Origin of the sequence: Leisingera sp. M523 (assembly GCF_025141335.1) — a bacterium.
In the GTDB taxonomy this organism is placed as follows: domain Bacteria; phylum Pseudomonadota; class Alphaproteobacteria; order Rhodobacterales; family Rhodobacteraceae; genus Leisingera.
This window is the reverse complement of the sequence record NZ_CP081036.1, coordinates 1,766,882-1,782,163: the sequence shown is the minus strand read 5'-3', so window position 1 is coordinate 1,782,163 and position 15,282 is coordinate 1,766,882. Positions and strand designations below refer to the sequence as shown.

The 15,282-nt window shown below is 58.3% G+C and carries 16 protein-coding genes and 1 tRNA gene; 13 read left to right on the top strand and 4 right to left on the bottom strand.

Features of this window, described 5'->3' with window-relative positions; all coding sequences use genetic code 11:
- The first annotated feature begins 43 nt into the window (after positions 1-43).
- The 10 genes from K3557_RS08855 to K3557_RS08810 all read left to right on the top strand — a co-directional run bounded on the left by K3557_RS08855 (position 44) and on the right by K3557_RS08810 (position 8,216).
- A complete protein-coding gene (locus K3557_RS08855; RefSeq protein ID WP_129370835.1) occupies positions 44-502 on the top strand; it encodes an Rrf2 family transcriptional regulator in 459 nt (152 codons plus the stop codon).
- A gap of 129 nt (positions 503-631) precedes the next feature.
- Positions 632-1,675, top strand: coding sequence for a cysteine desulfurase family protein (locus tag K3557_RS08850; protein WP_259999171.1), 1,044 nt, complete (start codon positions 632-634; stop codon positions 1,673-1,675).
- Between the two features lie 15 nt (positions 1,676-1,690).
- The gene (gene sufB / locus K3557_RS08845) at positions 1,691-3,214 is read left to right on the top strand and encodes a Fe-S cluster assembly protein SufB (RefSeq protein ID WP_259992274.1); all 1,524 of its coding nucleotides are present in this window, start codon (positions 1,691-1,693) and stop codon (positions 3,212-3,214) included.
- 30 nt (positions 3,215-3,244) lie between these two features.
- On the top strand, positions 3,245-3,514 hold the full coding sequence (locus K3557_RS08840; RefSeq protein WP_259992272.1) for a hypothetical protein: 270 nt from the start codon (positions 3,245-3,247) through the stop codon (positions 3,512-3,514).
- Positions 3,511-3,825, top strand: coding sequence for a heavy metal-binding domain-containing protein (locus K3557_RS08835; protein ID WP_259992270.1), 315 nt, complete (start codon positions 3,511-3,513; stop codon positions 3,823-3,825). Before K3557_RS08840 ends, K3557_RS08835 begins: the two co-directional genes overlap by 4 nt.
- Positions 3,826-3,900: 75 nt before the next feature.
- A complete protein-coding gene (sufC, locus tag K3557_RS08830; protein ID WP_259999169.1) occupies positions 3,901-4,656 on the top strand; it encodes a Fe-S cluster assembly ATPase SufC in 756 nt (251 codons plus the stop codon).
- The gene (locus K3557_RS08825) at positions 4,657-5,937 is read left to right on the top strand and encodes a SufD family Fe-S cluster assembly protein (protein ID WP_259999167.1); all 1,281 of its coding nucleotides are present in this window, start codon (positions 4,657-4,659) and stop codon (positions 5,935-5,937) included.
- Positions 5,937-6,419, top strand: a complete 483-nt coding sequence (locus K3557_RS08820) for a YIP1 family protein (RefSeq protein ID WP_259992264.1) — start codon at positions 5,937-5,939, stop codon at positions 6,417-6,419. The genes K3557_RS08825 and K3557_RS08820 overlap by 1 nt, the downstream gene beginning before the upstream one ends.
- Complete coding sequence (locus K3557_RS08815; protein WP_259999165.1) at positions 6,419-7,003, top strand: YIP1 family protein; 585 nt, start codon at positions 6,419-6,421, stop codon at positions 7,001-7,003. Before K3557_RS08820 ends, K3557_RS08815 begins: the two co-directional genes overlap by 1 nt.
- Positions 6,996-8,216, top strand: a complete 1,221-nt coding sequence (locus K3557_RS08810) for a cysteine desulfurase (protein ID WP_259999163.1) — start codon at positions 6,996-6,998, stop codon at positions 8,214-8,216. Before K3557_RS08815 ends, K3557_RS08810 begins: the two co-directional genes overlap by 8 nt.
- 117 nt (positions 8,217-8,333) lie before the next feature.
- On the opposite strand, the gene K3557_RS08805 is transcribed toward K3557_RS08810, so the two are convergent.
- The gene (locus tag K3557_RS08805; RefSeq protein ID WP_259999161.1) at positions 8,334-8,924 is read right to left on the bottom strand and encodes an HD domain-containing protein; all 591 of its coding nucleotides are present in this window, start codon (positions 8,922-8,924) and stop codon (positions 8,334-8,336) included.
- Between the two features lie 3 nt (positions 8,925-8,927).
- A complete protein-coding gene (locus tag K3557_RS08800) occupies positions 8,928-10,061 on the bottom strand; it encodes a gamma-butyrobetaine dioxygenase (RefSeq protein WP_259999159.1) in 1,134 nt (377 codons plus the stop codon).
- Positions 10,062-10,159: 98 nt separating this feature from the next.
- Here K3557_RS08800 and K3557_RS08795 point away from each other — a divergent pair, with 98 nt between their 5' ends.
- Together K3557_RS08795 and K3557_RS08790 are read left to right on the top strand one after the other, a co-directional pair.
- A complete protein-coding gene (locus K3557_RS08795; RefSeq protein WP_259999157.1) occupies positions 10,160-11,029 on the top strand; it encodes a LysR family transcriptional regulator in 870 nt (289 codons plus the stop codon).
- A gap of 215 nt (positions 11,030-11,244) precedes the next feature.
- Positions 11,245-12,354, top strand: a complete 1,110-nt coding sequence (locus K3557_RS08790; protein ID WP_259999155.1) for a hypothetical protein — start codon at positions 11,245-11,247, stop codon at positions 12,352-12,354.
- A 97-nt stretch (positions 12,355-12,451) separates the two neighbouring features.
- On the opposite strand, the gene K3557_RS08785 is transcribed toward K3557_RS08790, so the two are convergent.
- Together K3557_RS08785 and K3557_RS08780 are read right to left on the bottom strand one after the other, a co-directional pair.
- Positions 12,452-12,528, bottom strand: a tRNA-Arg gene (locus tag K3557_RS08785).
- A gap of 168 nt (positions 12,529-12,696) precedes the next feature.
- Positions 12,697-13,266, bottom strand: coding sequence for a DUF882 domain-containing protein (locus K3557_RS08780; RefSeq protein ID WP_259999153.1), 570 nt, complete (start codon positions 13,264-13,266; stop codon positions 12,697-12,699).
- Positions 13,267-13,614: 348 nt separating this feature from the next.
- On the opposite strand from K3557_RS08780, the gene K3557_RS08775 reads away from it, so the two are divergent.
- Entirely contained in the window at positions 13,615-15,243 is a 1,629-nt protein-coding gene (locus K3557_RS08775) for a murein L,D-transpeptidase (protein ID WP_259999151.1), read from the top strand.
- Positions 15,244-15,282 lie beyond the last annotated feature (39 nt).

The window sequence follows — 15,282 nt, the reverse complement described above, 5'->3', positions numbered from 1 at the left end:
GTCAATGTTTTCACACTCGCGCCCTGGTTTTGAGGGATAAAATATGAAGCTTTCCACCAAAGGGCGCTATGCAATGGTCGCGCTGGCGGATATCGCGCTGCAGCCGCAGGGCAAATTGGTGCCGCTGGGGGACATCTCCAAGCGGCAGGATATCTCGTTGCCGTATCTGGAGCAGCTGTTTGTCAAGCTGCGCCGTGCGGGACTGGTCGAGTCGGTGCGCGGCCCTGGCGGCGGCTACCGCCTGGCGATGGTGCCATCAGAGATCCGGGTGGTCGATGTGCTGTCTGCCGTGGATGAAACGGTTGATGCGATGCACAAAGGGGCAGGCGCCTCGGGCGCGCTGTCCGGCAGCCGGGCGCAATCGCTGACCAACCGCCTGTGGGAGGGGTTGAGCGCGCATGTCTATGTGTTTCTGCATCAAACCCGTCTGTCGGATGTGATCAAGAATGATCTGGCGCCATGTCCGGCGGTGCCCAGCCTGTTTGCTGTCGTGGATGAATGAGGTGCTAAGATTTCACCTTCTTTGTCTCTCCGGACCCTGCACGGATACCGCACAAATTTCGCGGGAAAGCTTTGCGAAATGCTGCAAGGCCGCGTATGAGGCGGCACCGATCCGTAAAAAGATGACTCTATGACACGCGTTTATCTTGACCATAATGCCACCGCCCTCCTGCGCCCCGAGGCGCGGGCGGCAATGATTGAGGCAATGGACATTTGCGGCAACCCGTCGTCGGTGCATGCCGAAGGCCGCGCTGCCAAGGCGTTGGTTGAGAAGGCACGGGCGCAGGTCGCAGCCGCTTTTGGTGCTGATGGGGCGGATATCGTGTTCACCTCTGGATCCACGGAAGGCGCATCGCTGGCATTGGCGGGCCGCGGGCTGCATGGCGCCCCGGTGGAACATGATGCAGTGCGTGCCTGGACGGTGGAAAATCTTGAGGTAGGTGCCGACGGGACGGTCAGGGTTACTGATCCCGCATCCTGCACAGTACAATTAGCCAATTCCGAAACCGGCATTGTTCAGCACTTGCCGGACGGGCTGGCGGTGACTGATGCGACCCAGGCTTTTGGTAAATTGCCGGTGGCGTTCAACTGGCTGGGCGCGCAAATGGCGCTGATTTCTGCGCATAAACTGGGCGGTCCCAAGGGTATCGGCGCAGTTGTGATCAAACGCGGTACCGATCTGCCTGCGCAGATCAAGGGCGGCGGACAGGAAATGGGTCGGCGTTCCGGTACGGAAAATGTCATTGGAATCGCGGGTTTCGGCGCCGCAGCTGAAGCAGCGGCAAAAGATCTGGCAATTGGTGTCTGGGACAGGGTTGCAGAACTTAGAAATATTCTAGAAAAGGCGCTTGTGTCTGGCGCAAGCCATACTATTTTTGTCGGGAAGGATCAGAGGCGGCTGCCGAACACCCTGTGTTTTGCGACGCCGGGCTGGAAGGGCGAAACCCAGGTCATGCAGATGGATCTGGCGGGATTTGCCATCAGCGCGGGCAGCGCCTGTTCCAGCGGCAAGGTGCGCGCCAGCGCGGTGCTGACCGCAATGGGATATGACGAGGCAACGGCGCAGGGCGCAATCCGCGTGTCGCTGGGGCCGGAAACAACAGAAGAAGACGTGCTGCGCTTTGCCGATGCGTGGCTGTTAAAAGAAAAGAAACATCGCGCCCGCGCGGCGTGAATGAGGAGAAGACAAATGGCCGCTTTGGACCAGACCCAAGTCAAGGATGGTGTTGACCAGGAAACCGTGGACGCAGTCCGCGAGGTTGGCGGTGCTTACAAATACGGTTGGGAAACCGATATCGAGATGGAATACGCTCCCAAGGGGCTGACCACGGATATTGTCCGGCTGATTTCGGAAAAGAACGAAGAGCCGGAATGGATGCTGAACTGGCGTCTGGAAGCCTATGAGCGCTGGCTGACCAAGGAAGAACCCGACTGGGCGATGGTGGATTATCCGGAAATCGATTTCCAGGATCAGTATTATTATGCCCGCCCCAAGTCGATGGAAGTGAAGCCGAAGTCTCTGGATGAGGTCGATCCCAAGCTGCTGGCGACCTATGAAAAGCTTGGTATCCCGCTGAAAGAACAGATGATTCTGGCAGGCGTCGAGGGCGCTGAAAATGCGCCCGCCGAGGGCCGCAAAGTGGCCGTGGATGCTGTGTTCGACTCCGTGTCCGTCGGCACCACCTTCCAGAAAGAGTTGAAGGAAGCGGGCGTCATCTTCTGCTCGATCTCCGAAGCCATCCGCGAGCATCCTGAGCTGGTCAAAAAATACCTCGGCACCGTGGTTCCTGTTTCCGACAACTTCTATGCCACGCTGAACTCGGCGGTATTCTCGGACGGCTCGTTTGTCTATGTGCCGCCGGGCGTGCGCTGCCCGATGGAACTGTCGACCTATTTCCGCATCAATGCGGAAAACACCGGCCAGTTCGAACGCACGCTGATCATCGCCGATAAAGGCAGCTATGTCAGCTACTTGGAAGGCTGCACTGCCCCGGCGCGCGATATCGCACAGCTGCACGCCGCAGTGGTGGAAATCATCATCGAAGAAGACGCCGAGGTGAAATACTCCACCGTCCAGAACTGGTATCCGGGCGACGAGAACGGCAAGGGCGGCATCTACAACTTTGTGACCAAACGCGCCGACTGCCGCGGTGACCGCGCCAAGGTGATGTGGACCCAGGTGGAAACCGGCTCCGCCGTGACTTGGAAATACCCCTCCTGTATCCTGCGCGGCAATGAAAGCCAGGGCGAGTTCTACTCGATCGCTATCGCCAACAACATGCAGCAGGCCGATACCGGCACCAAGATGGTGCACCTTGGCAAAAACACCAAATCCCGCATCGTGTCCAAGGGCATCAGCGCCGGTAAGGCGCAAAACACCTATCGCGGTCTGGTGTCGATGCACCCCAAAGCCAAGGACAGCCGCAATTACACCCAGTGCGACTCGCTGTTGATCGGCGGCAACTGCGGCGCCCACACGGTTCCCTATATCGAGGTCAAGAACAACTCCTCGCGCGTGGAGCATGAGGCGACCACTTCCAAGGTGGACGACGATCAGCTGTTCTACTGCCGCCAGCGCGGCATGGACGAGGAAGAGGCAGTGGCCCTGGTGGTCAACGGCTTCTGCAAGGACGTTTTGCAGGCGCTGCCGATGGAGTTTGCCATGGAAGCACAGCAGCTGGTTGCGATCTCGCTGGAAGGCTCGGTAGGGTAAATTATGCAGAACGGGGGCGACGCAAGTCAGATGGAACGACTGAATGTTGCGCCTGGTGTCTGGGCCAATGTTGACAAAGGTAACGCAGGAATTCTGAAGACTGGGGCACTATTTGCTTTTCTAGTTGGGGTTTCCGGCGGGTTCTGCGTCATGTCACTGATTGAGCCAAAAGACGCAGACGCTGCTTGGATCATGTTTTGCGTTGGATATGGTGGATTTGGCGCGTTGGGCATGATGGTTGGCCTTGTGACCGGGGCAATTCGAGCGGGTCGGCGGATCAACACTGGAGTTTCAAGATGATCATCACAACCACACCAAGCGTCGAAGGCTACCAGATCGCCGAATACAAAGGCATCGTGGTGGGCGAGGCGATCATGGGCGCCAATGTGGTGCGCGATGTCTTTGCCTCGATCACCGACATCGTCGGCGGCCGCTCCGGCGCTTATGAAAGCAAGCTGCAGGACGCGCGCGAAACCGCATTGGCCGAACTGGAAGACCGCGCCCGGGACAAGGGCGCCAATGCCGTTGTTGGCGTGGATCTGGATTACGAAGTGGTCGGGCAATCCATGCTGATGGTCTCGGCCAGTGGCACCGCAGTGGTGCTGGGATAAGAATGCAACGGCTCCAGCTGGGGCCATGGAATATCGCGGGCTGTATGCCCGCAAGACATGTGAGACGAGGAAAAAATGCTCGAAATCAAAAACCTGCACGTCAAACTTGAAGACGAAGACAAGCAGATCCTGAAAGGTGTCGACCTGAAAGTCGAAGCTGGCAAAGTACACGCCATCATGGGGCCGAATGGTTCGGGCAAATCCACTCTGTCTTATGTGCTGTCCGGCCGCGACGGTTATGAGGTCACCGACGGTTCTGCCGAGCTGGAAGGCGCAGACATCCTGGAAATGGAGCCGGAAGAACGCGCCGCTGCCGGCATGTTCCTGGCGTTCCAGTACCCGGTGGAAATCCCTGGTGTGGGCAACATGACCTTCCTGCGCACCGCGGTGAACGCACAGCGCAAAGCCCGCGGCGAGGACGAGCTGTCGGCCTCCGACTTCCTGAAAATTATCCGCGCCAAAGCCAAAACCCTGAAAATCGACGCCGACATGCTGAAGCGCCCGGTCAACGTCGGCTTCTCCGGCGGTGAGAAGAAGCGCAACGAGATCCTGCAGATGGCGATGCTGGAGCCGAAACTGTGCATCCTGGACGAGACTGACTCCGGCCTTGACGTCGACGCGATGAAGCTGGTGGCCGAAGGCGTGAACGCGCTGCGCGACGAGGGCCGCGGCTTCCTGGTGATCACCCACTACCAGCGCCTGCTGGACCACATCAAACCGGACGTGGTGCACATTCTGGCAGGCGGCCGTATCGTCAAGACCGGCGGCCCCGAGCTGGCGCTGGAAGTTGAGAACAACGGCTATGCCGGCATCCTGGCAGAGGAGGCGTAAATGGCCCTGCCGGAAGTAAAGCAAAGCGCAACCGAGGCGCGGCTGTCCGCGCTGACCCTGCCGGAAAGCGGCTGCCTGAAGGCGGCCCGGCAGGCAGCGCTGTCGCGGGTCCAGACTATGGGCCTGCCCAACCGCCGGGATGAGTACTGGAAATACACCCGTCCCGAAACTCTGGTTCAGGCTGAGGCTCTCAATGCCGCAGTGTTCGCTGCGGAGGAAACACCAATGTTCAGCGCTTTTGAGCGGCTGAACATTGTTTTTGTCGATGGCGTTTTCGACGCTGAAGCCTCGGATGATTTGTCGCTGGAAGGTTTGACCATCGACCGGATCGAGGATATCTGCTGCAAAGATATCCATTGGGCCAAGGATTTGTACGGTGTTCTTGAAGCACGTGGCCAAACCCCGGTGGAACGCCCGCTGGCGGCGCTGAACACCGCTTTTGCCACCGATGGCGTGGCGATCCGGGTGACCGGTAAGGTCTCCAAACCGATCAACTTTACCTATGTGCATTCGGATGAGAGTTCCGACGCGATCCTGCATCACGTGGTCCGCGTGGAAACCGGCGCCGAAGTGACGATCCTGGAAAACGGCCCGGCGGCCTCGCGTTTCAACAAATGCATGGAGATCGACATTGCCGATGGCGGCAAGATGCATCTGGTGCGGGCGCAGGGCCGGGACCACGAGCGCCGTGCGGCAACGCATCTGTTCACCCGTCTTGGCACCGAGTCTGTGTTCAAATCGTTCACCCTGACCGTGAACGGCGTGCTGACCCGCAACGAGGCGGTGATTGAGCTGACCGGCGACGATGCGGTTGCGCATATTGCGGGCGCTTGCGTCGGTGATGGCGACTTTCACCACGATGACACCGTATTCATCACCCATGACGCGGTGAACTGCGAAAGCCGCCAGGTCTTCAAGAAGGTGCTGCGCAACGGGGCCACTGGTGTTTTTCAGGGCAAGATCCTGGTTAAAGAAGGCGCGCAAAAGACTGACGGGTATCAGATTTCCCAGTCTCTTCTGCTGGACGGCGACAGCCAGTTCCTGGCTAAACCGGAACTGGAAATCTACGCTGATGACGTCGCCTGCTCGCATGGCTCCACCTCAGGTGCGATTGACGAGGAAGGCCTGTTCTACCTGCGCTCGCGCGGGGTTCCCCATGCCGAGGCGACCGATCTGATGACGCTGGCCTTTCTGGCCGAAGCGGTGGAAGAGATCGAGGACGCGGAGATCGCGGCCGACATCGTTTCCCGCCTCGAAGGCTGGCTGGCCCGGCGCCGCTGATGTCCGTCACCACGGATATCCCGGCGACCTATAAGGGGCCGCGCAAGGTGTTTGCGCGGCTTCTGGACATGGGCGTGCGCGAAGACCGGCTGCTGATTTTCCTGCTCAGCGGCTGTGTGCTGACCTTTGTAGCGCAGATGCCGAGGCTGGCGCGCGAGGCGCATCTGTCGGGTCAGGAGCTGAATATGCTGCTGGGCGGGTCATTGCTGGGCATTGTGTTTATCGCGCCGCTGGTCCTGTACGTGCTGGCCCTGGCCGCGCATTGGATTGCCCGCGCGGCAGGCGGGAAGGGCGAGGCCTACTGCGCCCGTCTGGCGCTGTTCTGGGCTTTTCTGGCAGCCAGCCCGCTGATTCTGCTGAACGGGCTTGTCGCCGGTTTCATCGGGTCTGGTCCCGCCTTGAACCTGGTGGGGGCACTGTGGTGTGCGGTCTTTCTGTGGTTCTGGGTGTCCGGCATGATCCAAGGGTATTGGGCAAAGTAATGAACGCACTGGCCGCCTTTGCCCTGCTGACGGTGAAATCGCCGCGGGATGCTGCGCATCAAATCCTGGCCCAGGATTGGCCGCGCGAGGCGCTATGGACGGGCTTTCTGCTGTCAGTGGTGCTGAACACTTGCGTCTATACACTGCAGCAAGTGCTGTTTCCGTTGCCGCCTGAGGTTCTGATACCTAGGTTTGCGCCGGGCGCATATTTTGCGGTTATACTGCTGCTGCAAATCAGCTTTATCGCCATGCTTGCAACCACCGGCCGATGGCTGGGCGGTCAGGGAAATCTGGCCGGGCTGCTTGCACTGGTGACTTGGCTGCAATTGCTGCAAGCAGGCCTTAACGCGGCTGTTGTCGCGATGCTGCTGGTTATGCCGGCCCTGGCTGCCCTGCTGAATATTGCAGCGAACATCATGGTGTTCTTTATCCTCTTGCACTTCGTCAATGCGGCGCACAAGTTCGGCTCTGTCTGGCGGTCGCTTGGGGTTGTCATGATGGCGAGCATGATCCTGGTGTTTGCCCTTCTGTTTATCGTGGGTCTGATCGGCCCAGCCAATCTGGGACTTCCCGAAAATGTATGACGTGGAAAAAATCCGTGCCGACTTTCCGATCCTTGCGCGGGAGGTGAACGGCAAGCCGCTGACCTATCTCGACAACGGTGCGTCCGCCCAGAAGCCGCAGGTGGTGATTGACGCGGTAACGCGTGCCTATTCCGAGGAATATTCCAACGTTCACCGAGGCTTGCACTTCCTTTCTAATCTCGCAACCGAGAAATACGAGGCCGTACGCGGTATTATCTCCCGCTTCCTGAATGCAGGGGATGAAAACACCATCGTGCTGAATTCAGGCACCACCGAGGGCATCAATCTGGTCGCCTATGGCTGGGCCATGCCGCGGTTTGAAGCAGGGGACGAGATCATCCTGTCGGTGATGGAACATCATGCAAACATCGTGCCCTGGCACTTCCTGCGTGAACGCCAGGGCGTGGTGCTGAAATGGGTCGACGTGGCAGATGACGGCAGCCTGGATCCGCAAAAGGTGATCGACGCGATCACCCCCAAGACCAAACTGGTTGCAGTCACGCAATGCTCAAACGTGCTGGGCACTGTGGTGGACGTGAAGGCCATCACCAAAGGCGCCCATGCCAAGGGGGTGCCGGTACTGGTCGATGGCTCGCAAGGGGCGGTGCATATGCCGGTCGACGTGCAGGACATCGGTTGCGACTTCTACGCGATTACCGGTCACAAGCTTTACGGCCCCTCAGGCTCGGGTGCGATTTACATCAAGCCAGAACGCATGGCTGAGATGCGTCCGTTCATCGGCGGCGGCGACATGATCAAGGAAGTCTCCAAGGAGCAGATCATCTACAATGATCCTCCAATGAAGTTCGAGGCCGGCACGCCGGGCATCGTTCAGACCATCGGCTTTGGCGTAGCGCTGGAATACATGATGGATCTCGGCATGGACAATATCGCCAGGCACGAGGGCGGGCTGCGCGATTATGCAATGGAGCGTCTGACTGGCCTGAATTGGGTGAATGTACAAGGGCAAGCAATTGGGAAGGCTGCGATTTTCAGTTTCACCATGGAGGGTGCCGCACATCCTCATGATGTCTCTACCATCCTCGACAAAAAAGGTGTGGCGGTGCGTGCGGGCCATCATTGCGCCGGACCGCTGATGGATCATTTGGGCGTGTCCGCCACATGCCGTGCCTCTTTTGGCCTTTACAACACCAAGGAAGAGGTCGACACGCTGATCGACGCGCTGGAATTGGCACACGAGTTGTTTGTCTGACGAGCTGCCACTGACCCACGAAAACGGCGCCCTACGGGCGCCGTTTTGTGTTTCAGAACTGAGGCAGCTGGAAACGGGAGTTTTCAACTTGTCCCGGCAGATTCATTTTGCGAAAGTTCAAGCATTCATGTGTTTGTCGACCATTCGCTGCACCATCGGCGCAAAGTGCCAGTAATCGGGCGTTTCCATGTCCGCGCGTTTACCAGCCTCATCCAGATAGCGCACGGCGATGATCTGCCTGAGGTTTGGGTTCTTCTCCATCTCGGTCACTTCTTCCGCATTCATCGGCCCGCCTTGCAGGTTCAACGAATGCACGGAAGCCTCTGATAAACGCTTGAAATACTCGGGCTTGGTGGCGCAGAGGTAGCGCTTTGCCGCCACATGGTACCGCACGCAGTCGGTGATCACAGAAGGGAAGAACTGTTCCAGCACCTCGGCGCCGGCCTCTTCGTGAAACCGGTCTTCGGTGTCATCCATGGAGAAAGTGCCGAACTCGCTGGTGAAATGGCCGATATCGTGGAGAAGTGCTCCTACGATAATCTCTTCCGGCTGACCGTTTGCTTCGGCAATGGTGGCGCCTTGCAGCATATGCTCGGTCATGGTGACCGGCTCGCCTAGGTATTCCTCGTCGCCGCGGCGGTCAAAGATATCGCCGATGAAAGTGACAATGTTGTCCTGGGTCAGCGTAGAGAACTCCGGCTTGCTCATGACTTAGCCCTCGATCTGTGCGTTCAGTACATTAAGGGTCGACAGCAGCCCATCCTTGTCAGCGTAGCAGCCCTGCAGCCAGCGCGAACCGGAACCGGAATACCCCAGACGTGCATGCATCACCCGGGTGTTGTCGACGATAAAGCTCTCTCCCGGCTCCAGCTTAAAGGATACCCCCATGTCCGGATCGTCAATGAATTCGCCCAACCGCCGGTAGGCCGCGTAATAGGCCTCCATCTTCTCAAAGGGCACGTCCACAAAAGGCGCCGACGACCGGTTGTTGAAGCGCATGCCGATCATCTCGCCATCAGGCGCGAGTTCAATCATCGGGCGGCGCGAGCGCAGATGCACACCGCCGGAGCCTTTGTATTCGAACCGGGCCGGGTAGCCGGCCAGCAGCGCAAAACCTTCCGGGTCTTCTTCGCGCAGCCGTTCCGCCGCACGGAACCCGTCCACCACGATGCTGTCGCCGCCTTCAGCAGAATTTTCCAGGCAATACAGGATCTGCAAGCTTGGCACCGGATCGCGGTAGGGGTTATCGGTATGCGCCTGCAACCCCAGACCGGTATAAGCAAGGTTGGTCGGGTTCACCTCGGTGCGGACTTCAAAGAAGCGTCCGTAGTTGGTTTCACGCACAAAACCGAACATCTCTGCACAGTCAATCAGCGCGCCTTCCTTGACGGGGCCGTTCACCAGCTTGGCAAAACCGAGACGGGCAATCGCATCCAGCCAGCCGCGCTTGACCTTGGGGTCGGACTGCACGTCGTTCCAGTCAAAGTCGGGCGCCGGCTGGCTGCTGTTCCAGGTCTGAATGCCCGGCGCAGTGCGGCCAAACTTAGTATCTTTGTCAATGTCATAGGCGTGTGAGTTCAACCATGTTCCGGGGTAGGTCACAGTCTTGCCTTCCGGAGCAAAGGTCACTGTCAGGGCGCCGTCAGCCACCAATGCGGTGCTGATCCTGGTGTCCGCGGGTATGTCGCCGATGGTGATCAGGCGCTGGCCGTTGCCCGGCGCGCGGGTTTCTGGATCCAGCGCATTGTCGCGCAGCCAGATCGCGTGAAAACGGCTCTGCTGGCCGTCTTCAAAAGTCAAAGTCAGAAAACTGCCGGATGTGTCAGCGGTTACGGAACGGGGCATGGGATCTCTCCGGTTGGCTTGGTTCTCCCTTGCGCTAATACCGAGGCTGAGCCATCAAGAGAACGACGGAAATCGGGGTTTCAGAGTTAGGTTTTCTAATGCCTAAGAAAGCGACCAAACAGGGCTTGCCGCCGCTCGACTGGCTGAAGGTGTTTGAAGCAGCTGGCCGGCTTGGCAGTTTCACAGCTGCGGCGGAGGAATTCGGCGCCACACAGGCCGCAGTCAGCCAGCGGATTCGAAATCTGGAATCCTGGCTGGGGCGGCAGTTGTTTATTCGCTCAGCACGCGGTGTGACGCTGACAGTGGATGGCGAAAGTTACCTGCCGCTGGTCCATGATACTCTGCTCGCTCTGGAACAAGGCACCGATAATCTCTTTGGCCAAAGTGCTCGGGAGCTGAGGGTTGCGGCTTTGCCATCGCATCTGGAGATGCTTTTGCTGCCGCGGCTAAGTTTGTTTTCAAAGACTTACCCGGACCTGCGCCTGGTTACGGAAACCGTTCCAAAGCGACTGGAGTTCGAGGCGGCCGACGGGGCTTTGCATATTCGCTACGGACGCGGAGGCTGGCAGGGGCGCGACGGGGTCTTGCTGGCAAATGAAGTGCTGCAGCCAATGACAGCACCTGGAAAAGCGGCCGGGTGGCGGCAGCTTCCGGTCATAGAATTGCGTGGAGAACGGCCGGGCTGGGCGGAGTGGGCCAGAGTGACGGGTGAAACGGAACCTGATGCCGGTCCAGTGTCTGTAGACTCCATGGCGCATGCCTTGCGGGCTGCCCGGTTGGGGATGGGTGTTGTTTTGGGATCCAAAGCTTTGGCTGCAAATCTCTTGCAAACGGGGCAATTGGAATGCGCGCCTGCGCCGGAACTGGCTATAATTGAAGGCTATTGGCTGACCTGGCCGCCAAGCCTTGGCAAATCGCCGCGGCAAAGAGCCCTGCTGGAGGCCTTTAGCCAGGCACTCCGGCAGTAGGGACGCAAAGCTGTGAAATTTTACCCGTGCAAACAACGGGGCATCTGAGGGCGCTTGAGGCACTGTTGTCAGCGTGCGGGGAAGCAAAGCCGCTGAATTGGAACATAACCTACGGCTGCAGGCATTTTTGAGAAATCCTGAACTGGCGGTAGAAAGTCTGGGCCAACGCCATAGTTTCTCTCTTGCCGGTTATAGGCACAGCGGAGGGTATTCTAATGCGTGTGACAAGATATGCAGCGGCGTTGAGTCTGGTTGCCGCAGCATTTTTACCCGGTTTTGGGCTTTCCTCTCCCGATGTGACGCAGGTTCAAGCACGGTTCCGAGCGTTGGAAGCGCTTTACTTCCTGCCGTTGGGGGCATTCCCTGCAAGAGAGCTTCATACGATTTATCCGGGCGATCTGATTGATGTAGACAGAGGCACTAGGATCCTGGGGGCCGGCAGCAATAAGAAAAACACATGTTATCCTGCGCTTTCGATTAAAGGTCCCCATGACAGTAAGGAGGCAGGGTTCTTGGGGACAATGAGCGCTGAACTGCTTGTCGCAGGATCAGGCGGCGCCGGGCCAGGGGGGCTCATAACAATTGACGCTTCTGGGCGTTTTGCGATGTCTAAACTCGCCAAATTCGACGTCGAACGCTTGACCCAAATGGATCCGTCTGCCGGAGAAAGCGTATTGTATTATCCTGAAGCCAATCCGGAATGCAGCCCGTATGCTGACGTCCTGGCGTATGATTTCCGTGGGCGGGCGATAATCTCAAGGGTTTTCAGAGGCCGGGAAGTGCTGGTCGCGGGCATCTCTCTAAATGCAGGGGTCTCTGGCTCCATTGAAAAGTCCGAACTTTTATCGGTTCTTGAATCCGCTACGGGTATTAGCGCTCTCCCCATAGATTCCGTGACGGTTTCGGCTGATGGGCGAAGCGCCGGTTTCAACGTGATTTCAAAGCCTGGAAAGGGACACCTCGCCCTGGGATATTTGCCGCTGCATCTGAACAAGCGCCAAGTTGCCGCGGTGCATTATTCCCTGCAAGGCCAGCGCGGCACAGAGCTTAGAAGATTGGTCAACGCGGCGCTGAACACACCCGAACCGGGGATATTTGAAGATATCGTTCAAGAAATCCGAACGCTCTTTGGGGGTGAGCTGGACGATGAAGCTTGGGCCAGCAGGTTTCTTTCAGCTCCGCCGGAACTTGCCGGGGATTTCATGCAACCGGCTGAGGAGGTGTTGAAAGCGTTTGGCGAAGAAGCGCCAGACTATCTTCGCAGCCTCGCGTTTTACGCGGCGGCGGCTGAGCTATCAAGCGCAGTTAACGATTTTCAGGAGTAAGGCGCAGGAGGCATGGATGATGAACATTCCAGCACAGCATTCGCAAAGAGTGCTGGCAGCCTGAATGGGCGGGTCTAGATGGATCTTCAAGGAGATTTGGCGCACCTGAGAGGATTCGAACCTCTGGCCTCTGCCTTCGGAGGGCAGCGCTCTATCCAGCTGAGCTACAGGTGCGTCGTTAAAGCGGGGTATAACCGTGCTTTGCAGCCTCTGCAACGGGAAAAACCGACTGTTTACAATTTCATGGCCAAAGCTGGAGGCGTTTCGGGCTGGCGTCTGTTCTGAAACCTAAAAAGCCCGCACTAGAAAATGCAGGCTTGCATTCTTGCAAAGATATGGCAGTCAGCCGCGCCAGGTGCGGACAACACCGCAATCCATATGCACGAAATTCGAACGCTGGTACTTACCGACACCGCCGGCATGGCAGGCCTCGGCGGCCTTGGCCATTTGCGACACTGACCGCGACGCCAGCCGCAGATCTGCAGCCTGGCCGCGCATATGCAGGGAGTTCTTTGCCACCCCGCGCGAGCGGCTGCGCAGCATTGCATTGGTTTTCGGGCTGCGGTAGCCGGACAGCAGCATAAAGGGCTCGTTCACATCCAGCAGATTGTGCGAGGCAGCCATGATATCAATGGTGCGAAGGTCCATGTCCTTGACCTGATCCGTCCGCCAATCGCGCATGAAATGATTGACTTCCCTGACCGCGTCTTTGATGTACTGGCCGTCGATCCAGTAGACCATGTCCAACCGTTCGCCAGTGCGGCCAGAGTACATGCGGATCCGGCGGATATCACCGCCGCCTCGCAAGAAGCCTGCTGCATTGGAAAAAGTCGGGGCTGCTGCCACTGCGGTTGCAGCAAATACACCCAAAAGAGAACGCCGGGAGATCCCCGTGCCCTTGGTTTTCGCCATTTTCACTGCGCCGTCCCGTACGCTTCTAGTCCTGCCTAATCGCCCGATGTTACGGGCTCGCCAACTGTCTTAGTTAACGTGCGGCATGTATGGCACAGCCTGAATCTGGTTCCAACATTTCTTTGCCGCACTAGAACGGATAGCCCGTTTTTCGGCAATTTCTTGCGCAAAAGGGGAGGGCGATGGAACTTTTCCCCGCGACTGTTGCAACAGGGCTTCTTAGACGCGGCATAGGTGCATCAATGTTAACATTTCGCAAATGTGAATGGACAACACCGGCTGGCATTTACCAGAATTTCAGATAGGCACCGCTAAGATTAGCAAAAATCGGCTCAAGGACCGGATATTATGATGCGCGCATCCGCAGGAAACTTTTTGCCGGGGATTAAAGCAGGGCTTTTTGCTCTGGCCTTGGGTGGCCTGACCGCGGGGACTGTTTCCAGTTCAGCGCAGGCTGAAATTTCGGCGGCTTTCCGCCAAGCAGTGGCTGAAGCCGCCTCCGGCAGCGATGCCGTGGCCAAATTCTACCGAGAAAACGGATATCAGGCGATTTGGACAGGCACGGATGAGGCGTCGCGCCAGCGCCGAACCGCCTTGTTAGCGGCGTTGAACGAAACCAATGCCCATGGGCTGCCGGACCGTACAGCCGAGGTCAGCGCGCTGCTGCAGCAAATGCGCGGCGTGCGCACCACACGTGATATCGGCACCATCGAGGCCGCGCTGAGCCAGGCACTGGTGGATTATGCGACCGACCTGCAGACTGGCCTGCTGGTGCCGTCGCGGATCGACGATGGCATGGTGCGCAAGAAACATATGGTTGACGGGACCGGCTTTCTGGAGGGCATCCGGGATCAGCAGCCTTATGCTTACATGCGCAGCCTGGTGCCGGAATCGCCGCAATACCGCGGTTTGATGCGCGAAAAACTGCGGCTGGAGCAGATCCTTGCGGCGGGCGGCTGGGGGCCGGGTGTCAACGCCAAGAAACTGGAACCTGGCGATCAGGGTCCGGCTGTCATTGCCCTGCGGAACCGTCTGATGGCGATGGGGTATTTGCAGCGAAGCGCTGCACGCAGCTATGACGCCGCGCTGGAGCAAGCTGTGCAAAGCTTCCAATCCGATCATGGATTGGAAACCGACGGCGTGGCTGGCGCTGGCACAATCGCCGAGGTAAACAAACCTGTCTCCAACCGTTTGAAGTCCATAATCATCGCGATGGAGCGTGAACGCTGGCTGACACCGGACCGGGGTGAGCGGCACATTCTGGTCAACCAGACGGATTTCACTGCCAAAATCGTTGATAATGGCGATGTGACCTTTGAAACCCGTTCGGTAATCGGCAAGAACACACATGACCGCCGCAGCCCGGAATTCTCCGACGAGATGGAGCATATGGTGATCAACCCGAGCTGGTATGTGCCGCGCTCGATCATCACCAAGGAGTATCTGCCCAAGCTCCAGAGCAACCCTAATGCGGTCGGCCATATCCAAATCACCGATCGGCGCGGCCGGGTGGTGAATCGAGGATCCGCTGATTTCTCACAGTATACTGCGCGGAACTTTCCGTTCTCCATGCGGCAGCCCCCCAGCAGCCGCAACGCGCTGGGGCTGGTCAAATTCATGTTCCCGAACAAATACAACATCTATCTGCACGACACCCCGCAAAAGAGCCTGTTCGCCCGCGAAGTGCGCGCATTCTCGCATGGCTGTATCCGGCTGGCGCAACCGTTTGAATTCGCCTATGCGCTGCTGGCCAAGCAAAGCGAAAACCCGAAAGATTTCTTCCACCGCATCCTGAGCAGCGGCAAGGAAACCAAGGTGGCGCTGGACCAGAAAGTGCCGGTGCATATCATCTACCGGACCGCCGTTGTGTCCAGCAAAGGCCGCGCAGAGTTCCGCCGAGATGTCTATGGCCGCGACGCCAAGATCTGGGCGGCACTGGAACGGGCAGGGGTGGTACTGCCCGGCGTTCAAGGGTAAATAGCAGGCCCACACAGGATTATTCTGAAAGGGCCTGCC